This window comes from Iodobacter arcticus, from assembly GCF_042664895.1.
Classification (GTDB): domain Bacteria; phylum Pseudomonadota; class Gammaproteobacteria; order Burkholderiales; family Chitinibacteraceae; genus Iodobacter; species Iodobacter arcticus.
On the sequence record NZ_JBHTBQ010000014.1, the window covers coordinates 392,716 to 416,630 of the forward strand.

At 50.7% G+C, this 23,915-nt stretch carries 18 protein-coding genes; 14 read left to right on the forward strand and 4 right to left on the reverse strand.

Annotation, left to right across the window (positions count from 1 at the left end; all coding sequences use genetic code 11):
- Positions 1-22 precede the first annotated feature (22 nt).
- Positions 23-238, reverse strand: a complete 216-nt coding sequence (locus tag ACFQNF_RS09855; protein WP_380187817.1) for a hypothetical protein — start codon at positions 236-238, stop codon at positions 23-25.
- A gap of 566 nt (positions 239-804) precedes the next feature.
- Here ACFQNF_RS09855 and ACFQNF_RS09860 point away from each other — a divergent pair.
- Positions 805-1,281, forward strand: coding sequence for an acyl-CoA thioesterase (locus tag ACFQNF_RS09860; RefSeq protein ID WP_380187818.1), 477 nt, complete (start codon positions 805-807; stop codon positions 1,279-1,281).
- 65 nt (positions 1,282-1,346) lie between these two features.
- On the opposite strand, the gene groL is transcribed toward ACFQNF_RS09860, so the two are convergent.
- Positions 1,347-2,987, reverse strand: a complete 1,641-nt coding sequence (gene groL / locus ACFQNF_RS09865) for a chaperonin GroEL (RefSeq protein ID WP_380187819.1) — start codon at positions 2,985-2,987, stop codon at positions 1,347-1,349.
- 71 nt (positions 2,988-3,058) lie between these two features.
- Positions 3,059-3,349, reverse strand: a complete 291-nt coding sequence (gene groES / locus ACFQNF_RS09870) for a co-chaperone GroES (RefSeq protein ID WP_046350280.1) — start codon at positions 3,347-3,349, stop codon at positions 3,059-3,061.
- A gap of 348 nt (positions 3,350-3,697) precedes the next feature.
- Here groES and ACFQNF_RS09875 point away from each other — a divergent pair, with 348 nt between their 5' ends.
- The 13 genes from ACFQNF_RS09875 to ACFQNF_RS09935 all read left to right on the forward strand — a co-directional run bounded on the left by ACFQNF_RS09875 (position 3,698) and on the right by ACFQNF_RS09935 (position 22,777).
- Positions 3,698-5,971 carry a TonB-dependent hemoglobin/transferrin/lactoferrin family receptor gene (locus ACFQNF_RS09875; RefSeq protein WP_380187820.1) on the forward strand — a complete coding sequence of 758 codons (2,274 nt, stop codon included), beginning with the start codon at positions 3,698-3,700 and terminating at the stop codon, positions 5,969-5,971.
- Between the two features lie 208 nt (positions 5,972-6,179).
- A complete protein-coding gene (gene bioA / locus ACFQNF_RS09880; protein ID WP_380187821.1) occupies positions 6,180-7,463 on the forward strand; it encodes an adenosylmethionine--8-amino-7-oxononanoate transaminase in 1,284 nt (427 codons plus the stop codon).
- Positions 7,447-8,994, forward strand: a complete 1,548-nt coding sequence (locus ACFQNF_RS09885; RefSeq protein ID WP_380187822.1) for a hypothetical protein — start codon at positions 7,447-7,449, stop codon at positions 8,992-8,994. The genes bioA and ACFQNF_RS09885 overlap by 17 nt, the downstream gene beginning before the upstream one ends.
- 179 nt (positions 8,995-9,173) lie before the next feature.
- Positions 9,174-10,421, forward strand: a complete 1,248-nt coding sequence (hemA, locus tag ACFQNF_RS09890) for a glutamyl-tRNA reductase (protein WP_380187823.1) — start codon at positions 9,174-9,176, stop codon at positions 10,419-10,421.
- A gap of 242 nt (positions 10,422-10,663) precedes the next feature.
- Positions 10,664-11,746 carry a peptide chain release factor 1 gene (gene prfA, locus ACFQNF_RS09895; RefSeq protein ID WP_046350276.1) on the forward strand — a complete coding sequence of 361 codons (1,083 nt, stop codon included), beginning with the start codon at positions 10,664-10,666 and terminating at the stop codon, positions 11,744-11,746.
- 217 nt (positions 11,747-11,963) lie between these two features.
- Positions 11,964-13,811 carry a ribonuclease catalytic domain-containing protein gene (locus ACFQNF_RS09900; protein ID WP_380187824.1) on the forward strand — a complete coding sequence of 616 codons (1,848 nt, stop codon included), beginning with the start codon at positions 11,964-11,966 and terminating at the stop codon, positions 13,809-13,811.
- Between the two features lie 133 nt (positions 13,812-13,944).
- Positions 13,945-14,496 (forward strand): hypothetical protein, encoded by a 552-nt coding sequence (locus tag ACFQNF_RS09905; RefSeq protein ID WP_380187825.1) that lies wholly within the window; start codon positions 13,945-13,947, stop codon positions 14,494-14,496.
- A gap of 163 nt (positions 14,497-14,659) precedes the next feature.
- The gene (panD, locus tag ACFQNF_RS09910; RefSeq protein ID WP_380187826.1) at positions 14,660-15,040 is read left to right on the forward strand and encodes an aspartate 1-decarboxylase; all 381 of its coding nucleotides are present in this window, start codon (positions 14,660-14,662) and stop codon (positions 15,038-15,040) included.
- Between the two features lie 221 nt (positions 15,041-15,261).
- Positions 15,262-16,173, forward strand: a complete 912-nt coding sequence (gene hemF, locus ACFQNF_RS09915; RefSeq protein WP_380187827.1) for an oxygen-dependent coproporphyrinogen oxidase — start codon at positions 15,262-15,264, stop codon at positions 16,171-16,173.
- 76 nt (positions 16,174-16,249) lie between these two features.
- Positions 16,250-17,221: a LysR family transcriptional regulator gene (locus tag ACFQNF_RS09920; RefSeq protein WP_380187829.1), complete on the forward strand. Its 972-nt coding sequence runs from the start codon at positions 16,250-16,252 to the stop codon at positions 17,219-17,221.
- Between the two features lie 655 nt (positions 17,222-17,876).
- Positions 17,877-19,268 (forward strand): ethanolamine permease, encoded by a 1,392-nt coding sequence (gene eat, locus ACFQNF_RS09925; protein WP_380187830.1) that lies wholly within the window; start codon positions 17,877-17,879, stop codon positions 19,266-19,268.
- A gap of 421 nt (positions 19,269-19,689) precedes the next feature.
- Positions 19,690-21,072: a glutamine synthetase family protein gene (locus ACFQNF_RS09930; protein ID WP_380187831.1), complete on the forward strand. Its 1,383-nt coding sequence runs from the start codon at positions 19,690-19,692 to the stop codon at positions 21,070-21,072.
- A 319-nt stretch (positions 21,073-21,391) separates the two neighbouring features.
- Positions 21,392-22,777, forward strand: a complete 1,386-nt coding sequence (locus ACFQNF_RS09935; protein ID WP_380187832.1) for an aldehyde dehydrogenase family protein — start codon at positions 21,392-21,394, stop codon at positions 22,775-22,777.
- Positions 22,778-22,895: 118 nt separating this feature from the next.
- Here the strand turns inward: ACFQNF_RS09935 and ACFQNF_RS09940 are convergent, their stop codons facing one another.
- Positions 22,896-23,885, reverse strand: coding sequence for an IS110 family RNA-guided transposase (locus ACFQNF_RS09940; protein ID WP_380187833.1), 990 nt, complete (start codon positions 23,883-23,885; stop codon positions 22,896-22,898).
- Positions 23,886-23,915 lie beyond the last annotated feature (30 nt).

Consider the following 23,915-nt stretch of genomic DNA (forward strand, 5'->3'; position numbering starts at 1 on the left):
ATAGGGACGGGGCGTTTTATGACTAACCAAGAAACTCTTTTACCCAGCGTAGGGTTTCCATTGCTCCCACATGAGACACCTCTGCGGATCGAAGATCTTGGTACTGCTTCTCAAGTTCAGACTCGAATGCTGGTAGAAAGGTTGGATATTGTTCACCAAGTGCTTTTGCAAAGCTCGCAGCAAGAGCAGCTATTACCAATCTCGTCTGATCTATCTCGTTATTGCGCTGGTTAGCCATTTGATTTTTCTGTTAATGAGCGTTAACGTAAGCTGCCATACACCATGCAGGTGTACATCTGAATCATATGTATGTACAACGAGGCTAATTACTGCCGTTTTTCATTTTTTTCAATTGTTTAGAACCATGTATGTACAGATAGCATATACCAAGATTGAATTGCGGCGCATGTTTTATATACGAATTTTTATAAGTTTTTTGTAAGGTTTTATCATGGTAACTGATTGGTAGCATGTCAATTTAATGTGGTTTTTCTTACGTTTGCATTGGTTTACCATCCCTGCGAGCTAGCACCGCCGAAATTATCGCATTTTGACGAATCTGTTGGCTGCAGGATAAGTATTGGTGTCCACGCAGAATCAGGTGCTCTTGTTGTTTCTGTAGTGCGATGCGATGTAAATCAGCGATGTTTGTATTGTCTGGGTTTTGCAGTCTCAGATATCGCAGGCCCAAGTCTCAACACCAGTGCTCATCAGCCCTCATATTCCCCTCTAGCAGTTTTCTCTGTATTTGAGTTTCCCCGCCCTCGCGCTATGCTGTAATAAATCTTATTAAGGAAGTGCGATATGTTAGATCTGCCTCGGCACCAAATAATGATGACGGTGTTGATGACGCCGGATATGGCTAATTTCTCTGGCAAGGTGCACGGTGGCGCTTTGCTGAAAGAGCTCGATCAGGTGGCTTATGCCTGTGCCAGCCGCTATGCGGGGGCTTATGCGGTGACACTTTCTGTGGACCAGGTGATTTTTAAGCAGCCGGTGTTTGTGGGGGAGTTGGTGCATTTTTTAGCTAGCGTTAATTACACTGGCCGTACTTCAATGGAAGTGGGTATCCGGGTGGTGGCAGAGAACATCCGTACCCAGACTGAACGGCACACCAATAGTTGTTATTTCACTATGGTGGCGATGGGGGATGATGGTAAATCTGTGGTGGTGCCGCCGCTTACTCCCGCCGATGATGATGCAGAAGCGCGTTGGGTAGCCGCCGAGGCTAGGCGGGATATCCGGCTGATGTTGGCAGAGAAAATGGTGTTTAAAAAATAGCTGCGGCATAAAAAAACGCCACTTCCAAAGAAGTGGCGTTTTTCTTGAGGCTTAAACAGCTGGCATTACATACCCATGCCGCCCATACCACCCATGCCGCCCATATCTGGCATGCCTGAGCCTTCTTCTTTTGGAAGCTCAGCAATCATGCAGTCGGTAGTCAGCATCAGGCCAGCGATCGATGCTGCGTGTTGCAGTGCCGAGCGGGTTACTTTAGCTGGGTCAAGAACACCCATTTCTACCATGTCGCCGTAAACGCCAGTACCAGCGTTGTAACCGAAGTTACCTTTGCCTTCCAATACTTTGGAAACCACAACGCTAGGCTCGTCGCCCGCGTTTTGTACGATCTGACGCAATGGCGCTTCGATGGCTTTCAGTACGATCTTGATACCTGCATCTTGATCAACGTTAGCGCCTTTCAGATCCACGATAGAAGAGCGTGCGCGCAGCAGAGCTACACCACCACCGGCCACAATGCCTTCTTCCACAGCTGCGCGTGTTGCGTGCAGTGCGTCTTCAACGCGGGCTTTCTTCTCTTTCATTTCAACTTCAGTCGCTGCGCCAACCTTGATCACTGCAACGCCGCCAGCCAGTTTAGCTACGCGTTCTTGCAGTTTTTCGCGATCGTAGTCGCTCGTTGCGTCTTCGATTTGCTTACGGATCAGGCCAACACGTGTTTTGATGGTGTCTTCATTACCCGCGCCATCGATGATGATGGTGTTTTCTTTGGATACTTCGATACGCTTAGCAGAACCTAATTCAGCCAGTGTGGCTTTCTCTAGAGTTAGGCCAACTTCTTCAGCGATTACAGTACCGCCAGTCAGGGTAGCGATGTCTTCCAACATGGCTTTACGACGATCACCAAAGCCTGGAGCCTTAACCGCTACAGTCTTCAGAATACCGCGAATATTATTCACTACCAGAGTCGCCAGCGCTTCGCCGTCTACATCTTCAGCAATAATCAACAATGGACGGCCAGCCTTAGCCACTTGTTCTAGTACCGGCAGCAGGTCACGGATGTTGCTGATTTTCTTGTCGAAAAGCAGAACAAACGGATTGTCCAACAGGGCAATTTGTTTTTCTGGGTTGTTGATGAAGTACGGTGAGAGGTAGCCGCGATCAAACTGCATACCTTCAACTACATCCAACTCATCTTCAAGGCCAGTACCGTCTTCAACGGTAATTACGCCTTCTTTACCTACTTTTTCCATCGCAGCAGCGATTTTTTCGCCGATGATTTCGTCGCTGTTAGCAGAGATAGAGCCAACTTGAGCGATTTCTTTGGTGGTAGAGCAAGGCTTAGCAATGTTTTTTAGCTCAGCAACCAAGGCAATGACCGCCTTGTCGATACCGCGCTTCAAATCCATTGGGTTCATGCCAGCAGCTACGTATTTCATGCCTTCTTGCACGATGGCTTGAGCCAATACGGTCGCTGTGGTTGTACCGTCACCAGCGATGTCAGAAGTCTTAGATGCAACTTCCTTCACCATTTGCGCGCCCATGTTTTCGAAACGGTCTTTTAATTCGATTTCTTTGGCTACCGATACACCGTCTTTGGTGATGGTAGGCGCGCCGTAGCTGCGTTCTAGCACAACGTTACGACCCTTAGGGCCCAGTGTTACTTTAACGGCATCAGCCAGAATATTTACACCAGCAACCATGCGGGCACGGGCGGAATCACCGAATTTAACTTCTTTTGCAGCCATGTTTATTTACTCCGTAGTGGTTTGAGATCGTGCCGGGCTTGGGCCTCGGTCACGAAGGATCACGCAGGTTATTAACCTTCGATCACGCCCATGATGTCTTCTTCACGCATTACTAGCAGTTCGTCGCCATCTACTTTCACGGTTTGGCCGCTGTACTTACCAAAAATTACTTTATCGCCAGCCTTAACAGCCATTGGGCGTACAGAGCCGTTTTCTAAAATCTTACCGTTACCGACGGCAACCACTTCGCCCATATCCGGCTTTTCAGCAGCGTTACCTGGCAACACGATGCCAGATGCAGTTTTTTCTTCAGCTTCAACGCGTTTGATTACTACACGGTCATGCAAAGGACGAATTTTCATGGTGTTCACTCTCCAGATAAAAAAAGTGGCATTCAATGCTTGGCCAAGCGGCCTACAGAACGCTGTTAGCACTCACTGCTAACGAGTGCTAGATGGTATGGGCGAGGTGAGGTCTTTTCAAGTGGGGGAAGAGCGAAATTTTTTGAAGAGCATCATTATTGCTTATGCTGGCCATGCAGATCTCACCAGATTGGATACTTTAATTTGTAAGAAAACTGTTTTAATGGGAATCATTATCATTTATAATGATGACGATTGAGTTACATCTCTGAGCCATTGTCGACTCCCCTAAAAAAGGGCATGTGAAGTTCTGCCCTTACTGTTCTTATTAAAACGAGTTTGAGCAAAATGAAGATTCAAAATACAGCGATGCTGCTTGCACTTGCCGCCGCCTTTAGTGCCCCTGCCTTCGCAAGTAAAGCCGCAAGTAAAACAGCCAGCGAAGTGGCAGCAAAAAAGCCCACTGAAGCAACTTTGCCTGCGATCACTGTATTTGGTGAAAAAATGGATAGCGCCAATGTGGGGCGCTCCTATTTAAATCATGAAGATATTGAACGCCAGCAAGCTGGCAATGTGGCGGCTTTGCTCGATACCCTGCCAGGGGTGGATTTAACCGGCACGTCGCGCCCAAGCGGGCAAACTTTAAACATCTGGGGCTTTAATAAAGTTCAAGATGTAAAAGTGATTGTGGACGGCGCGCCTAAGGGTTTTGAAAAGTATCGCCAAGGCTCGATTTTTATTGAGCCAGAGCTGGTGAAGCAAATCGAAGTGAATAAAGGCCCGCATACCTCTCTCTATGGGAATGGTGGCTTTGGTGGTGTGATCACGATTGAGACGAAAGACGCCAAAGACCTTTTGCAGGGCGACGCTAATCTAGGCGCTTTGCTCAAGTATTCGCATCAAACAAATAATCATGAGCAAGACACCACGGCGGCGGTTTATGGCCGCACTGAAGATGGCCGTTTTGATGCGCTGGTGTATTTTACCCAGCGTAAATCCGATGATTTGCGTAAACCCAATGGCGACCTTTTCCGCTTCTCTGCTATTGACGCGCCTTCCAGTCTCGCAAAACTTAATATCCGCCTGACAGAAGATCAGTTACTCACGCTATCGACCATGCAAGGCCGTAGCAGCGCTTGGGCCCCTTTTGCTGCATTGGGTGAAGATGCGCCAGCGCCCACTGAGGCAGAAATTAAAAAATTTGGTTTTGATGAAGCATGGAAGCGCAAGGTGCTGTACCGGGATCAGGAAGACACCACTTACTCAGCAAAATGGCGCTTTAGCCCGAGTGATAATCCGCTGATCAATATCTTGGCGAGCTATGGCTATTCTAAAACCAATCAGCACGATCAACGTTCCGCCACGGCCTCTGTGGGCTCTTTCCTTGGCTCATTAGGTAATGAAAGCTGGGCGACTTATACCGATAAGCTGGCTGAATTACGCAATGAAAGCCTGTTTACGAGCGGCCCCTTTGCCCATGTGCTGAGCGTTGGCACACAGTGGCACGATAATCAGCGCGATACGCTGATGTATTACCCAAGCAGCACGGCAATCAAAGACCCAAGTTATAACTACGGCTATTTCCAGCCTTACTATATGCCTGCTGGTCAGCAAAGAGGGCTAGGTATTCATGTGCAAGATGCGGTGAGTTATGGTGATGTGACGCTGACAGCGGCATTACGCTATGACCATATCACTGCAGAAGGTGTGCCGAACCGAGCGCGCCGTTATAACAGCTCGCTGCCTGCGGCAGGTCATGATTATAGTGAAGCTCGATTTGAAGGCTTTTCACCTAGGCTGGGCTTGTTCTGGAAAGCCAATAACCATGCCTCTTTCTTTGCGGATATCAGCCAGACCTGGCGCGCACCAACGATTGATGAGCTGTATTCCACAGAGTACTACGTGTCACCCGCAGTGGGGTCAGCCACGCCCGGTACAAGCCGTGGCCTAGATGTAGAGCGAATTACTGCTGCGCGTGTGGGCGCGATGTGGAATCAGCAAGGTTTGCTGACCGAAAATGACGATGCACAGCTGCGTTTTACCCTCTATCAAAACCGAGTCTCAGACAATATCGGCCCGCGCCTTGGTGTGTTGGTGCCGGGCTATACCTCTGCGGGTCGAGATAAATTACCGCCAGCACTGTCTAATTACCGCAATTTGAGTGGCTATAAAACCGAAGGGATGGAAATCGAAACCTTCTATAACACGCGCTACTTCTTTGCCAACGCGTCTTTGTCGATGCAATACGGCAGAAGAAACGGCAGCCAGCGCGACCCTTGGGGTAACGATGAGCCGGTATCGAGTGTGGCGCCTGATAAGCTGATGATGGGGCTGGGCTTTAAGCTACCTGAGCAGGGCATTACGGCAGGTTGGCAGGGTAAATTTGTGGGCGAGCAGGATAAAGTCTTGCCGGTTGGCAATGTTTATCGCTTACCGCCATCCAAAGGCTATGGGCTGCATACCTTATTTGCTAGTTGGAAAGGCAAGGGCGACGTACTGAGCGGCTTCGAGGCAAGGCTGACGATTGACAATTTATTTAATCGCGATTATCAGCCTTATCTGAGTGAAGGCGTGACTGGAGTAGGGCGTAATTACAAGCTCAGTATTTCTAAATCATTCTAAAACGGATGCGTGAATTTGATTTGATCGGGGCGAGCCAGCGTGCTCGCCTTTTTTATTGCGGATATCCCCTGTGCGCTTTAAAGCGGATTTTGCTAAGGTATTGAGCAGTCTGGGCTAAAATAACTTATCTGAAGCTTTATATTTTTATATGAAAAACACTGATCTACTGGCACGAAGCTTGGCCGCCGTATGGCACCCTTGTACGCAAATGAAGCGCCACGAAAGTTTTCCGCTGATTCCGATTGCCCGTGCGCAAGGCGCGTGGCTCTACGATGTGGATGGCAAACGCTATCTGGATGCGGTTTCTAGCTGGTGGGTTAATTTATTTGGCCATGGCGAGCCCAGAATTAAAGCGGCGATTAGTCAGCAAATGGATAGCTTAGAGCATGTGATGCTGGCAGGCTTTACCCATCGGCCCGTGGTGGAGTTATCCGAGCGCCTTGCAACGCTCACCGGCTTGGGCCACGCCTTTTATGGCTCGGATGGCGCGTCTGCCATTGAAGTGGCACTTAAAATGTCGGTGCATTACTGGCGCAATCTGGGCCAGCCGCAAAAAAATCGCTTTATCTATTTAGAAAACAGTTATCACGGTGAAACGGCGGGGGCCTTGTCGGTGACCGATGTGCCGATTTTCCGTGCGGCTTATGCTCCCTTAGTCAGGGAGAATTTTTGCGTAATGAATCCCGATGCACGCCAAGCTGAGGCCGGTGAAACGGCGGCCGATGTGGCGGAGCGCGCAATTCAAGCTTTGGCCGCTACGCTGGCCGAGCATCATCAAGATATCGCCGCGCTGATTATCGAGCCTTTGGTGCAAGGCGCGGCAGGGATGGCGATGTATGACGTGAGCTACTTACAAAAAGCACGGGATTTATGTGATCGCTATCAAACTCATTTAATTTGTGACGAAATTGCCGTGGGTTTTGGCCGCACAGGGTCTATGTTTGCTTATGAGCAAGCAAAGATACGGCCGGATTTTTTATGCCTTTCTAAAGGGATTACCGGCGGCTTTTTACCGCTGGCCGTGGTGCTGAGCAGCGATGAAATTTACGCTGCTTTTTATCACGACGATATCAACCGGGCTTTTTTGCATTCGCATTCTTATACCGGTAATCCACTCGCTTGCGCGGCGGCTTTGGCTGTTTTGGATATTTTTGAAAATGACGATGTGATTCAAAAAAATCTAGAAAAAGCGCAACGCTGGGATGCATTGTTTTTGCCGCTTGCCACGCATCCCAAGCTTAAAAACTATCGGCGCACGGGGATGATCTGGGCTTTTGATGTGATTGATGCCGCGCCCGGCTTTGCTCAGCGCTTTTTTGCCGCAGCTTTAGAGCAGGAGCTCTTGCTAAGGCCGATTGGCAATACCGTTTATTTTATGCCGCCTTATTGCTTAAGTGATGCAGAGGCGGTGCATTTACTGGCAGGAACAATGGCCGCTTTAGATGCTGTTGAAAATGTAATTTCGGAGTTTGTTGATGCCGCTGTTGCTTAAATTACCGGTTTGCGAGCCTAGCCTTGCTGCCAGTGTGGAAACAAATCCAAAGCGCTTAAAAGAGTGGCTGGCTGCTTTGCCTATGGCCAATCCCTTGCTGGCTGGGCGGCAGATGTGCGATGCCTTGGCTGCATGCAATCGTGTCAAAATTAATGCCGATGAGCGAACTAAATTACTTGATGAATATTGCGCTACGCTGGAGCCGCTTTCGGTGGAGCTGGCTGTGGTTTATAGAGTGCCCGGTCTGCCCTTAAAAGAGCAGGCACAGGCAGCCGCTTTACTGGCACGCAGGTTGTGCATGGAGCTGGCCGATGGATATAAAATCGCCCTTGTGGATCGCCTAGATAAGCGGCTTTCCTTTGGCAATAACAAGATTGTTCCTGTTTTAATTCAAAAAATCTTAGCTCAGTATTATGGTTTGTCCCAGCTCTGCTACCGGGTGTACTCGCCTATGCCGGAAGGCGTTTGGCTAGAGGCACATAAATTATTCAGATATGCGGTTGAGGCTCACCTGATTGATCAGGTTGCAAGCGATACCAATAGCCCTAGCGTGGCCCGCACGTATAAATATATCTTGTTACTGGCTTTGGCCGAGCCGCAGCGTTTTGCCGGGATTGAATTAGATAAAGTGCTGGAAATCGTTGAAAGCTACGCCAGCTATGCGCATTTTCAGCCGGTGTCTCAATTAGGCAGTTCAGCGGGGTTTTTCTTAGTAAGCCTGGATGAAGATAAGCCGCCGCAATATGTGGGCGCACGCAGCATGGAGGGCTATTTAGGCGGGGGAGTGCTGCTTGATACCTCCGAATTAGTGCGGCAATTGCATAAGTCTCTGGCGGCTTTAGAGGCTAAAGCATCGCTGGCGAAGGACAGAGCCAAAGTTTTGATGTGGATAGAAATTTTACGCCGGGTGTCGCGCCAGTGGACGATTGCCGCAAAGCGTACTTTTCAAAGGATTGCCTCGCATACGTCTGTTGATGTGTGCCTGGGCCTGAGGGCTGCAGTCTTATGCGTGAATGACGGGCGTAGCTTATTACAGCCAGAAAACTTATTGGATGAAGATGCGGTGTTGGGCGCGATTGAAGAGCTGCCAATTACCCATTGGACCGTACTCAATGAAAGCCCTGGTGGCTATGCGGTGGTGGCCGAGAATAGTCAGGTGGAGCGGGTGCGTGCAGGCGAGATTGTGGCTTTACGTGCTCAGGGCCATGAAAGCTGGATGATTGCATCGGTGCGCTGGTTACAGCAAATGGATCAGCAGCATTTAGAAATTGGTCTGCAAATTATGACTGTGCGCGCCTCAGCCGTATTGTTCCGGCCTACCATTAGTGTAAAGGACGGGGGGTACCAGCCTGCTTTGTTATTGCCCGAAATTCCGGCTCTTAAGCAAGCTCCTATGCTGGCTGCGCCTAAGGGAAGTTATACCCATTTGCGCGAGCTGTCTGTGCTAACTGCGGATGGCGAAATGCTGATACGCGCAGGGAAATTAGTTGAGCAGCAAATGGGCTATGATTTATTTGAATACACGATCTAAACCTTCTATTTGAGCGGTACAAAACAACTTTGTTTTATGCCGCAGATTGGGGTTGAGCCGGGTTTTATCAGCCGCCTAAGTGAGCCTGCATAAAGTGGTATTAGCGACATCAGTGTGAGTCGCTTACCGTTTCAGGGTAAAATGGGCGGTTTTCTTTCGCCTGCCGCCGATGAATCCCTATGAATCTGCTTGTTCTCGGAGTTAATTACCACACTGCGCCTGTAGCAGTCAGGGAGAGGCTCGCGTTTACTCCAGCAGAAGTGCCCACCGCTTTGGCTATGTTGAGCGCCGAGCATGGCGTATCAGAAGCCGCGATTGTGTCGACCTGTAATCGAACCGAACTCTACTGCAATACACGGGAACCACAGCAAGTACTAGCTTGGCTGGCGAGTACGCGCGGGCATCGCATAGAAGATATCGAGCCGCATCTGTATTTGCTCAATGGCGGTGATGCGGCCAGCCATGCATTCAGAGTGGCCAGTGGTTTAGATTCAATGGTGCTGGGCGAAACACAGATTTTAGGCCAGCTTAAAGACGCCGAGCGCTTTGCCCGTGAGGCGGGCACGATGGGCGTGCTGCTCAATGGCGTGTTTCAGCGTGCTTTTTCGGTGGCCAAAGAAGTCAGAACCCAAACACGAATTGGTGCGGCATCGGTGTCGATGGCGGCTGCGTCGGTACGGCTGGCTGAGCGATTATTCCCCTCAGTGGCATCCTGTAAGGTGCTCTTTATTGGCGCAGGAGAAATGATTGATCTCTGCGCCACGCACTTTCACGCGCGTGGCCCCAAGCAAATTACGGTGGCGAATCGCACCATAGAGCGTGGTGAAATCCTGGCGCAAAAATTTGGCGGCGAAGCGATCTTATTATCAGATCTGCCATCTAGATTGGCCGAGTTTGATATTGTGGTGACCTCTACCGCAGCACCACTGCCGATTGTGGGCAAGGGTATGGTTGAGCGGGCGCTTAAAGAGCGTAAGCATCGCCCGATTTTTATGGTGGATTTAGCTGTGCCGCGCGATGTAGAGGAAGAGGTGGGCAATCTATCGGATATTTATCTGTATACCGTAGATGATTTGGCCGAAGTAGTGCGTCAGGGGCAGGAATCCAGAGCGAGTGAGGTTGAATCGGCCGAAGCCATTATCAGTGAGCGCGTGGGCGATTTTCACCGCTGGGTAGCCAGCCGGGCCTTAGTGCCTACAATCAGAGATTTAAAAGATTATGCCGACCGAATCGCCCGGCATGAGCTGGAAAAAGCGCAAAAAAAACTGGCTGCAGGTGAAAATGCCGAAGCCGTGCTCGCAGAATTCTCACGCCAAATGGCCAATAAATTTATGCACGCCCCCCTCGCCGCCTTAAATAATGTCTTGCCAGAAGAGCAAGAAAACACCCTCGCCACCGTGCGCCGCCTCTACCGCCTGCACGAGTAGCTGCCTTGCCAGCTAGTAATACTAATTTATAAAACAACGCCCTAAAACCCAAATCTTGAACCACAGAGGACACAGAGGACGCGGAGTTACACGGAGAAACCCTTGAAGTGAGTTAAGTGCTTTTTTACTGCGGCTTAATTTCTCTCGGTTTTGTTTTTCTCCGTGAGACTCCGTGTTCTCCTTTTGCTCCGTGGTTCAAGATTTGGGTTTAAAAGGCCAAATACATACACTCTGGAACTGAAATGAAACCTTCTATTGCTGCCAAATTGGCGCAGCTTGCTGACCGTCTTGAAGAAGTCGATGCTTTATTGGCGACCGAAGAAGCCACTCGCGATATGAATAGCTATCGCAAACTCACCAAAGAGCGTGCCGAATTAGAGCCTGTGGTGGCCCTTTATCACCGCTTTACCCAGATTGAAGCGGATATGGCCGATGCCGCAGAAATGCTTAGCGATCCTGATATGAAGGATATGGCCGAAGAAGAAATCAAAGAAGGCAAAGTGCGCATCGAAGCTTTGGAAGTAGAGCTACAAAAAGCGCTGCTACCAAAAGATCCTAATGACGAGCGCAATATCTTTTTAGAAATCCGTGCCGGTACGGGCGGCGATGAAGCGGCTTTGTTTGCGGGTGATTTATTCCGTATGTATAGCCGCTTTGCTGAGCGTAATCGCTGGCAGGTTGAGGTGGTATCCGCCAGTGAATCTGATCTGGGTGGCTACCGCGAAATTATCGCCCGCATCGTGGGCTTTGGTGCGTACTCATGGCTGAAATTTGAATCTGGCGCGCACCGTGTGCAGCGCGTGCCTGCCACAGAAACACAGGGCCGGATTCATACCTCGGCGTGTACGGTTGCCGTGATGGCCGAAGCCGATGAAGCAGAAGAAATCTACATTAACCCTGCCGATTTACGCATCGACACCTTCCGCGCCAGTGGTGCAGGTGGTCAGCACATTAACAAAACTGATTCGGCAGTGCGGGTGACGCATATTCCAAGCGGCATTGTGGTGGAATGCCAGGATGATCGCAGCCAGCACAAAAACAAAGCCCGTGCTTTATCAGTGCTGGCCGCCCGGATTAAAGACGTACAAGACCGCGAACGCCACGCTGTAGAAGCCGCACAGCGTAAATCGCTGGTGGGCTCGGGGGACCGATCCGAGCGTATCCGCACCTACAACTTCCCGCAGGGCCGCATGACCGATCACCGGATTAATCTGACGCTGTACAAGCTTGATTACATCATGGACGGCGACATGAACGACCTGACGCAAGCCTTGGTCAACGAGCACCAAACCGAGCTGCTGGCGCAATTGGGTGGGGCGGAGTAATTCCATAAAACCCAAATCTTGAACCACGGAGGGCACAGAGAGCACGGAGTTTCACGGAGAAAATCTAGGTTTTATTAAGTTTTTCTCCGTGGCCCTCCGTGTTCTCCCCTTTCTCCGTGGTTTAAGGTTTGGGTTTTATGATGGCTTGCAAGCGACACAGGGCGGACCTTGTTATAATGCTCGGCTAAATCAATAAATGAATGCTGGCGGCTTGAGAATGAATGTTTTTTTTGAGGAAGATGGTAATTTCAAGGTAGCCACGATCAAGGAAGAGCAGGCGGCTAGCCTGATGCTTGAAGATACCCGTGGTAAGCGTTTTAAAGTGAAGGCGGCCAACGTGTTGCTGCGCTTTGAGCGTATTAGCTTGGATGATTTCCTAAAAGCGGCACAAGCTGCGGCTGATGAAATTGATATCGATTTTCTGTGGGAATGTTGCGGCGCGGATGAGTTTGCTTTTAACGCGATCGCCACAGAATATTTTGGCGCGAATCCTTCGGTGCAGCAACAGGCTGCCGCGCTGATTCGTTTACACGGCGCGCCGATGTATTTTTACCGCAAGGGCCGTGGCCATTACAAAGCCGCGCCAGAAGAAAATCTGAAAGCTGCTTTAGCTGGCCTCGAGAAAAAGAAAAAAGAAGCCGAGCAAATGGCAATCTGGCAAGCCGAGCTGCAAGCTGGTGCTTTGCCCGAATCATTTATTCCTTTGGCGAGCAAATTACTGCACCGCCCAGATAAAAATACCATCGAATGGAAAACGCTGGCCGCTGCTGCGGACGCCATGCAGACCTCTACCTTACGTTTGATGGAAAAAATCGGCGCGATTCCTGATGTAGCCGATTACTTGCTCGACGGTTTCCTTGCTGAATCCTTCCCTAAGGGCCGTGGCTTTGCGCCAACCGAGCCGGTGACTTGCCCAAGTGATTTGCCGCTGGCCGATGTACGTGCCTTTAGTATTGATGACTCCACTACCACAGAAATTGACGATGCTTTCAGTCTGAAGCGTTTGCCTAATGGCAATTGGCAGGTGGGTATCCATATCGCCGCGCCTGCTTTGGGCATTGCGGCAGGCTCGGATGTGGATAAAATTATTCTGGACCGCTTGTCGACCGTATATATGCCAGGCGACAAAATCACCATGTTGCCCAACGATGTGGTGGAAGTATTTACCCTAAAAGAAGGCCAAACCTGCCCAGCGCTGAGTATGTATTTAGAGCTGTCGCTGGGCTTTGATGTGCTTTCGCATCGTAGTATCGTAGAGATGGTGCCGATTGCTGCCAACTTACGTCATGAGCAGCTTGAGCCGGTGTTTAATGAAAACACCGCCGGTAAAGCGGATGCACCTGATTTCCCGTGGAAAGAAGAAATCACTTTCTTATGGCACTTTGCCGGTGCCTTAGAAGGCCGCCGTGGCAAGGCCGACCCGACTGCGCCGCTAAAGATTGATTACAGTTTTTATATTGATCAGATTGATGGCGAAAAACGCGTGCGGATTGTGCCGCGTAAACGTGGCGCACCGATGGATAAACTGGTGGCAGAGCTGATGATTCTGGCCAATAGCACGTGGGGCAAGGATTTGATGCAGGGCCAAGTGGCGGGTATTTATCGCGGCCAAAATGGGGGGCGTGTGCGTTTAACCACGCAGGCTGGCCCGCATATTGGTTTGGGCGTGGAGTGCTATTCTTGGGCCTCTTCACCACTGCGCCGTGCGGTCGATTATGTGAATCAGCTGCAGCTACTGGCTTTGTTTGGCAACAGCAAGCCGCGCTTTCAAAAGAATGACGCTGAGCTGTATTCGATTATCGGAAGTTTCGACACTGCCTACGCCGCTTACGCTGAATTACAAGATAAGATGGAAAGGTACTGGTGCTTGCGTTACTTGCAGCAAGAAAAAAAACGTGAAATTACTGCCGTGGTAATTAAAGAGAATTTAGTTCGAGTCGATGGCATGCCATTAGTGATGCGTGCAGGAATACCGGAACTACCGGCCGGCACAACGGTCAGTCTACAAGTGATGAAAATTGATTTACTTGAGCTTGTGCTTGAAACGCGCATGGCGACCATTTAATAAAACCCAAGTATTGCTGAGTGTCTTGTGCTTGTTTGATCATGACTGTAGGGCGGAACCCCGCGAGTTGCAATCGCCCTACAATGTGAACTCGGACCGAGCGCTCTTGCAATACTGTAAATGATGAAGATGAATGCTACCCAATCAACGCCTTAAGCAATGCCTGCCTTTGAAGTTTAAAAATGGCTCGCAGGTTCGCCAATTCTCTAAGCCCTGTGTGAGCTGTGGGGAAATGTTGCAAGCCAATGATATGTACGGCATTGCGCGTTTGGTAGAAAACCATATTGCCATTGCTGCCAAAGCACGCTGCCCTAAGTGCGAAACAGAATTTGGTGTGTGCTGCATCATTGATGATGAGAAAAAAGTACGTCGCCTGATCTTGCCGCAATTCGCGTTTAATTTGTATTTACGCAATTTGCCGCTGCAAGCCGCTGAAATTGAAGCCGCTGCCGCGCCCAAAGAGATCGATACCAGCCCTGTGCAGCCCAACCCTGCACCACTGTTAGTGAAATCTCCGGCAAATATTCAACGTGCTGATGAAGTTATTGGCAGCTACCAAGCAAAACCAATTCCGGCGTGGGTAGTGGTGGATGGTCAGCAGCTTAATTTTGACCGTGTATCGCCAGATGCCAGAGTGGCCGCAGGTGAGTTTCTGCTCGATGGTTGCTTTGTTTATCGGGGCTGATATGTGGTTGCGATTGAATAGCGTGCAGATTTGCTGCGCTGCGTCAAAATAGCGCATCTCCTATGTATCTAACATCTATTTACCCTGTCCAAGCATCGCTTCTGGGATTATAATCTGATCCCTTCTGAAATAGCCCTGCCCAGAAACGGGCTGGAGAAATACCATGCAACGTTCTCTGCTTAAATCGAAAATTCATCGCTGTACGACGACGCACTCTGAGCTGCATTACGAAGGCTCGTGCGCCATCGATGAAAACCTGCTTGAAGCCGCTAATATCCTTGAGCATGAACAGATTCATATCTGGAATGTGGATAACGGCGAGCGTTTCTCTACCTACGCCATTAAGGCTGAACGTGGCTCGGGAATAATTTCGGTGAATGGCTCGGCAGCGCGCCGTGCTTCGGTGGGTGATTTGCTGATTATCGCCACCTTCGCTAATTTTGAAGAAGCAGAAATCGCAGCCTTCCACCCAGCGCTGGTGTTTGTGGATGGTGACAACCGTATTAAAGAAATTAAGCACCACGCCCCAGTGCAAGCGGCTTAATCAACGCCCTGCTGCAACACTCTATCTAGGCTGCCATTTTCGGCAGCCTTTTTATTAGCTTCTAGGCTTCAACTTAAGCAATTTTCCCAATATAAACGGCCACTGTAGGGCGGGTGAAACCCGAGTTTTTTTCAGCATTGCTCGAGGGTTGCATCCGCCCTACATGAGATAGTTTTAAGCAAATGTGCATAGGGCCGTCTTTTTATTTACTAGGATTTTTAATGAATTCAACTGCCGTTAAAGATTACCTCTTAAGCCTGCAACAAAATATTGTCGCCACCTTAGAGCAGCTCGATGGATCTACTTTTCATACCGATCAATGGGAAAGGGAAGGCGGTGGCGGTGGCATGACGCGGGTGATTGAAGGCGGCAATTTATTTGAGCGCGGCGGCGTGAATTTCTCGCATGTGATGGGTGATGCCCTGCCGCCATCGGCAAGCGCAGGCCGGCCAGAGTTGGCTGGGCGTGCTTTTGAAGCGATGGGCGTGTCCTTGGTTTTACATCCACGCAACCCCTATATCCCCACTGTGCATATGAATGTGCGCTTGTTTCGAGCGTATAAAGACGGTGAGCAAGATGTTTGGTGGTTTGGCGGCGGAATGGATCTCACCCCCTATTATGGGCTGGAAGCGGACGCGGTGCATTTCCACCAAGCCTGTAAAGACGCTCTCGATCCTTTTGGCGCGGCGCTTTATCCAGAATTCAAAGCGTGGTGCGATCGATATTTCTACTTAAAACATCGCAACGAGCCGCGTGGTATTGGTGGTATTTTCTTTGATGATTACAACGCCGCCGGTTTTGAAGCCAGCTTTGCCATGATGCAGAGCGTGGGTAATGCCTTTTTGCCCGCCTATGTGCCCATCGTAGAGCGTCACGAAGACGCCGAATACGGTGCGCGTGAGCGCGACTGGCAATCGTATCGCCGTGGTCGTTATGTAGAATTTAATCTGGTATTTGATCGTGGTACGCTGTTTGGCCTGCAATCAGGGGGCCGTACCGAATCCATCCTGATGTCCATGCCACCGCTTGTAAACTGGCGTTATGATTACCACCCCGAAGCAGGCTCGCCCGAAGCGCGTTTATATAGTGATTTTTTGTGTGATCGGGATTGGTTGGGCGTGATGGAAAGCTGATTGTTGATCTTTGTGGTGTTACTTCATTTCATGATTGGCGGGTAAGCACCCGCCCTAAACGATCAAGAGACAGCGCATGCCTGCAAGCCCGATTGGTTTTGATTTAAAAAGCCTAGAAGTGTTTGCCGCAATTGTTGAAGCGGGTGGAATGACCGCTGCTGGCCAGCGCCTTGGCATGACGCAATCGTCCGTTTCACAAAGCATTGCCAATTTAGAATCGCAATTGCATGTACAGCTACTCGATCGCTCGCAACGTCCACCTATGCTCACCCCCTTGGGGCGAAAATTCTATGAGCAGGCTGATCGTTTATTGGGTGATGCCCGCCGTGTGAGCTTAGAGTTTCGCCGCCAAGAAGCCACGCCACTGAAACATGTGCGGATTGCTTTGGTTGATTCGCTTGCGATTAGCGTGGGCAAAGAGCTGGTCGCTGCGATTAAGCGCCGCACCGCACATTGGTCTATGGTCACCGGCCAATCACATCTGCATGCCGATGCCCTGCTTAATCGGCGAGTCGATATCATTTTGTCTGATGATGCCGTGCCTAATCACCCCGAGCTTTTCCGCCGACGCCTGCTGCGAGAGCCTTTTATTTTAGTGCTACCACTGGGTTTCAAAGGGCCGGTCAGCAGCCTGCGCACCTTAGCTGCCGCGTTGGATTTTGTCCGCTACAACCCCTCCACCGTGATTGGACGCACCATAGAAAACAAGCTGCAAGAATGGAGTATTCATCCGCCATTACGGATGGAACTCGATAATTCCTATGCCATTTTACAAATGGTCAAAGCGGGTCTGGGCTGGACATTGACCACACCACTTTGCCTGCTGCAAGGCGGAATTAAAACGGGCGAAGTGCAATGCCTGCCCGTGCCTGAAGGCGAATTCACCCGCGAGCTAACGCTACTTGCCAGAAGCGGCGAGCTAGGCAACCTGCCAGAGCTACTCGCCGACGACAGCATCGCCCTGATGCAAGAGCGCTACCTACCCGTGCTGGCCAACGCCGCACCCTGGTTACTCCCCCGAATTGTGCTTGGCGATTTACCGAGTTGAAATAGTTTTTATATAAAAAAATCGTAGGGCGGGTGCAACCCGCCGTTTTCCTAGCATTTCATGCCAATGCCACGGTGGGTTTCACCCCATGTACGCTAAATAAAATCAAAAAGACCTTTTTAGTGCCTTCGGCACGTTGATTTAGGAGCGGTTGGCCACCGCGGGGGCCTTCCTTTCTTGAACGGCCAAGAAACGAAGCCAAAGAAGGCCGCCCCGACCAGCACGAAACCCCTCACTGCGGACAATCGAGCGGCGGCTGCGGAACTCGCTTCGCTCAAACAGTCCTCGCCGAAACCCCGCCCGCTTGTTCCTCGCTTCGGCGTGCTTCAAGGGGACTTTAAAAAGCCCCGTGCAAAGAGCGTGGTCAATGAGCTTTTCTTTGTTTGCTAATGAAAAAGCAATTTGCTTAGCGCGTATGGGGTTTCACCCAGCCTACAAAACTGCGCCGTACACCATTGGCCTAGCATTCTTATCATCTCACCCTCTTTGAAAGATTATTGCTGCATCGCGCAAAGATAAGCGTAAGCAATAGTAATAAATAAGCTAAAACGATAGTACTTGTCGCCCTAAATTCCCAAGTCATAAACTGACACCCAGCCTTTCATTCAATCTTTTCTGTGTGCGTGTGCTTTCACTTTTTAATAAAGGAAACATCATGGCAGAAGTTAAACGGGAGCTTAAACGCTCGCTCAAAACCATCCACCTCTGGGGTATTGCGGTGGGTTTGGTGATTTCGGGCGAGTATTTTGGCTGGAGCTATGGTTGGGATAAGGCGGGTACTTTGGGCTTTATGATCACCTCCCTGGTGATTGCAACCATGTACACCACTTTTATTTTTAGCTACACCGAGCTAACCACATCTATTCCCCATGCGGGCGGCCCTTTTGCCTATGCAAGGCGCGCTTTTGGCCCGACCGGGGGTTATATCGCTGGCATGGCTACCCTGATTGAATTTGTATTTGCCCCGCCCGCGATTGCGCTGGCGATTGGCGCTTATCTGGGCGTGCAGTTTCCCGGGCTAGACCCCAAGCACGCGGCGCTGGGGGCTTATTTGGTGTTTATGTTTCTGAATGTTATCGGCGTCACCATCGCTGCCACGTTTGAGCTTTGCGTCACCATTTTGGCGATTTTAGAATTGCTGGTGTTTATGGGCGTGGTGGCGCCTGGGTTTTCTTGGGCTAACTTTGCAGCGCATGGCTGGTCGGGGGCGGATCAATTTAGTAGCGCCTCCTATAGCGGCATGTTTGCAGCGATTCCGTTTGCGATCTGGTTTTTTCTGGCCATTGAAGGCGCGGCGATGGCGGCGGAAGAGGCAGAAGACCCTCGCAAAACCATTCCCCGAGCCTATATCAGCGGGATACTTACCTTGGTATTCCTCGCTATTGGTGTGATGGTCTTTGCCGGTGGTGTGGGTGATTGGCGGCAGCTTGCTAATATCAACGAGCCTTTGCCTAAGGCGATGCAAATGGTGGTGGGGGCAGATTCAGGCTGGCTGCATATGCTGGTGTGGATTGGCTTATTCGGGCTGATCGCTTCTTTTCACGGCATTATCATGGGCTATTCACGGCAGATTTATGCCCTTGGCCGTGCGGGCTATTTACCCAGCGTTTTGGCGAGCGTGAATCAACGCTTTCAAACCCCGCACTGGGCGATTCTGGCAGGCGGCGTAGTGGGCGTGGCGGCTATTTATGCCGATTCGGTGATCCAGCTGCAAGGCATGTCGCTGACTGCGGCGATTATCACTATGTCGGTATTTGGTGCCATCGTGATGTACATCATTTCAATGGCGTCCTTGTTTAAATTACGCCGCACTGAGCCTCATCTAGATCGGCCTTACTCCGTACCTTTTTACCCCTTCTTCCCCTTAGTCGCGCTGCTTCTGGCCTTGGTTGCTCTCGTGGCGATGATCTACTTCAACCAAACTATTTTCTGGATTTTTATTGGCTTTATGGCTGTCGGCTATGTCTACTTCCTGGCGACTCGCCAAGCAAGAGAAGACGCACCGCATGATGAAATGCTGCAAACGGTGGGGGATGTGGTGAAGTAAGGCAGCAAAACCCAAATCTTGAGCCACGGAGGCCACAGAGAACACGGAGTTTCACGGAGGAAACCCATTTTTTTAAATTTTGAAGTTTGAATTTTTTCAAGATCAGCAATCTGTTGTTTGGCGCGGCTCGTAGTACGGGGCTTTAAATCTCCCCTTGAAACACGCCGTAGCGAGGAACAAGCGGTGCGGGGTTTCGGCAAGGGAGCGAGGCAGCGAGCCAATCCCGCCCGCCGCCGCCTCGATTGTCCGCAGCGAAGGGGCCTTCGTGTTTCGTGGGGTGGCCTTCTTTGGCTTCGTTTCTTGGCCACACAAGAAAGGAAGGTCCAGCGGGACGCCCGCACCTAAACACCGTGCCGAAGGCACTTAAGACTTAAGTGGGTAAATACCCACTCTCACGTACACACCGCATCAGGGGATCAATATGCTAGCTCGTGAAGTGAAAACAATCGAAGATGCCATTGCCGTGGTCGAGGCCAGCGGGCTTTCTCATATCAAGGTGGGGATATCCGATATTGATGGCGTGATGCGGGGGAAATATGTTTCTAAAGAGAAGTTTACTTCTATCCTGAAAGGCGGTTTAAGCTTTTGTAATGTGGTGTTGGGCTGGGATTCCAACGATCAGCTTTACGACAATGTGCAATACACCGGCTGGCATACTGCTTACCCCGATGCTCAGGCGCATATTATTCCCGAGAGCTGTCGTGAGTTGCCGCTGGAAATGGTCGATGGCAAACCGATGTTGTTTTTTCTTGGCGAATTTAGCGGAGATGCCGAGCCGATTTGCCCGCGCCAGCTTTTAAGCCGCATCGTTAAAAAAGCGGCGGATATGGGCTATCTGGCTTATTCCGCGCTGGAATACGAATTTTTTGTGTTTAAAGAAACGCCCGAATCGGTCAGGGCTAAAAACTATCAGAACCTGATCCCATGGACGCCCGGCTATTTTGGTTATTCCATTTTGCGTAGCACGGTAAACGCTGATTTTTATCATCAGCTACTGAAGCTGAGTGAAACCATGGATATGGGTATTGAAGGCCTGCATACCGAAACCGGCCCCGGCGTGCTGGAAGCCGCAATCGGCGTGGATGAGGCCAGTAGCGCAGGAGATAAAGCTTTCTTGTTTAAAACATTCTGTAAGGTGCTGGCGCAGCAAAATAATTTAATGGCGACCTTTATGGCCAAGTGGTCGCATGAATTGCCGGGGCAAAGCGGCCATATTCATTTGTCTTTAAATGAGATCAAGAGCGGTAAGTCGGTGTTTTATGATCCTACCCAGCCGCACAATATGAGCAAAACCCAGCGGCATTTCTTGGCAGGCGTGCAGCGTTTGCTGCCTGAATTTATGGCGATGTTTGCCCAAACCGTGAATAGCTATACCCGCCTAGTGCCGGGTTATTGGGCGCCGCTGGATGCCACTTGGGGCGTAGAAAACCGCACCACCGCGCTGCGGCTTATTCCCGGGTCGGCGAAATCGCAACGTATCGAGGTGCGTATCGGATCTGCCGATGCCAATCCCTATCTGGCATTGGCCGCAGCCTTAGGCGCAGGTCTTTACGGCATTGAGCATGAGTGGGAGCCGGAAGAAATGGTAGTCGGCAATGCCTATACGCAAACTTTCCCCGACCGCCTGCACCTGCCCAATTCACTTGGGGACGCAGCAAAACGCCTCAAAACATCCGAAGCTGCGCGCAGCCTGTTTGGCTCGCCCTTTGTAGAGCACTTCACTGCCACCCGTGAATGGGAAGAAAGAGAATTCCGCAAACATGTAACGGATTGGGAATTAAAACGCTATTTTGAAATTATCTAAGGTTTAAAAAGATCTGTGGACACAGAGGGCGGGAAGAACTCAGAGTACACAGAGAAAAACGAGTTAAAAGCGGTAGGGCGTACTCTAAGCTCTGCGTGCAACTCGAAGAGTTGTTCAGCGAAAGCGCAGTACGCCAGCTGGCTAAACCTTGAACCCTCGATGCTGCAGAGAACACAGAGTTTTACGGAGAAAACCTTGTTTCTGAAGTTTTTCTCAAGCTTTAGTTTTCTCTGTGTTCTTTGTGTGCTCGCTTGTTCTCTGTGTCTACAGAACTTTTTTTAGCCTCTTTTAAAAAACATTCCATCCACTCGGAGTAGCTATGTCTGAACTGATCACGATTAGTCCTATCGATGGTAGCGAAGTGGCGCGGCGGGCTTATGCCGATGAGCACCATATCGCGGCCACTTTGCGCCGTGCCAAGATTGCCCAGCGGGATTGGCGACAGGTTTCTCTGGTCGAGCGTGCGGCGGTACTGAGCCGTGCGGTGGATGTTTTTTCCGCCAATAAAGATGCGATTGCCGAGGCCATCAGCCGCCAGATTGGCAGGCCCATTCGCTATTCGCCCAATGAAGTGGTCGGCTTTGATTCCCGAGCGCGGCATATGATGGCGATTGCGCCCGAGGCACTAGCCGATATCCGACCCACGCCGATTGATGGTTTTAATCGCTTTATCCGCCGTGAAGCGCTGGGCGTGGTGCTGGTGGTGGCGCCGTGGAATTACCCGCTGTTGACTGCGGTGAACGCGATTATTCCTGCGCTGATGGCGGGCAATACGGTGATCTTAAAACACTCTGCGCAAACCCCGCTTTGTGCCGAGCACATTCACGCCGCTTTTGTGGCGGCTGGTTTGCCTGCGGGCGTGTTCCAATATTTGCACACCGATCACGCCAGCACGCAAAAGCTGATTCAGGCTAAAGAAATCAAGCATGTTTGTTTTACCGGTTCGGTAGCAGGCGGCATCGCTGTGGAGCAAGCTGCGGCAGGGCGCTTTATCGGCGTGGGGCTGGAGCTGGGCGGCAATGATGCGGCGCTGGTGCGCAGCGATGCCGATCTTGCTCATGCCGTGGATACGCTGGTCGATGGTGCGTTTTTTAACTCTGGGCAAAGCTGCTGCGGTACTCAGCGTATTTATGTGCACCAGTCTGTGCACCAGGAGTTTGTTGATCGCGCCCTTGCGCTGACTGAGCAATATGTATTGGGTAATCCGTTGGAAGCCGCTACTACCCTCGGCCCCGTGGTGAGGGTCGCCGCCGCCAATGCGGTGCGAGCGGTAGAAGCCGATGCGCTGGCCAAAGGCGCCAGCCAGATTGTCGATACCCGCCGCTTTGCGCTGGACGACGGCAAAGGCGCCTATCTGGCACCGAGGATTTTTACCGGCGTTAATCACCAGATGCAGCTGATGGCCGACGAATGCTTTGGCCCTGTAGTCGGCATCATGCCGGTGAAAAACGACGAAGAAGCCATCCGCCTAATGAACGATAGCCCTTATGGTCTAACCTCCGCCGTATTTAGCCGTGACGAAAACGTGGCGCTCAGCCTCGGCGATCAGCTGGAATGCGGCACATTTTTTATGAACCGCTGCGATTACCTAGACCCCGCTTTGCCTTGGACAGGGATAAAACAAACAGGGCGGGGAGCGACTTTATCGGTGTTGGGATATGACTACCTGACAAGGCCAAAATCGTTTCACTTGAAGCAGATGTAGTTGGCGCTGATTAGCCGACGTTACGCAGAAAAAACCCACATCTTGAACCACGGAGGACACAGAGAACACGGAGTTTCACGGAGGAAACCATTTAGATCTGTAGATACCGTCTTGCCGGTCAAGCATTTTGATACTCTGCTTGATACTTTTTCTGCGTTTTCAGTACGCCAAAGCACAGGTGAACCAATTTGCGCATGCAAGCACCGAGCGCTGACATTTTGCTCTTGCCTCGGGCAAGTAAACGTTCAAATAAGGCTTTGACGTGGGGGTTGTACTTGGTGGCGACGATGGCCGCCATGTAGAGCACTGCGCGTACGCGGGCGGGGCCGGGGCCGGCTTTAGATAGTTTGGCACGCCCGAGTAATGACGAACCCGATTGCCGCTCTACTGGCACTAAGCCCAAATACGCCGATAATTGTTCGGCCGTACTGAACTGATGCGTATGCATCACCGCCAATAATTGCGTGCCACTTTGTGGGCCGATTGCGGGAATGGTTTGCAGTAAATTCAGGTCGTTTTTTAGTCCCGGATGGCGGCCGATATGATCGTCGATTTGTCTTTGCAGTTTTTTGAGTTGAGCGTTTAGAAAGGCAAGGCTGTCGGTAATTGATTGATGAATCAGCTCTGGCGTAACAGTAGATTGTGCTTTTTCCTGGCGATTTTGTTCGCGCAGCAAATCTTGCAGAATCGCTTCGCGCCGAGCCAAAAGCCCTTTCAGAATGCGAGCTTCAGGCGGCGGTGGCAGCCACGCGGCAGGTTTAATCATGGCGCAGTAACGTGCCAGCACTTGGCTATCAACGCCATCGGTTTTGGTGCGAACAGCGAGGCCTTGGCCAAAATGTTTTACCTGTGCGGGATTGGCAATCGAGACACACACGCCAGCATCATGCAGCAGTGTGGCGGCCAATTCGTGATACACGCCAGTGGCTTCCATCGTGACGTGCAACTGCTCGGGAGGGATGTGATTTTTAGTCAGCCAAGCCAGCAAATCGGCGAGACCTTTGGCTGTATTGGCAACGACTTTAGCTTTGCCTTTGAGGGGGTCAAGTTGGGTCAGTAAGTAACAATCGAGTTTGGCTTTAGCAACATCAATACCGAGATAAAACATGAGAATTCTTCCTGTAAAAAAGCCTAATTC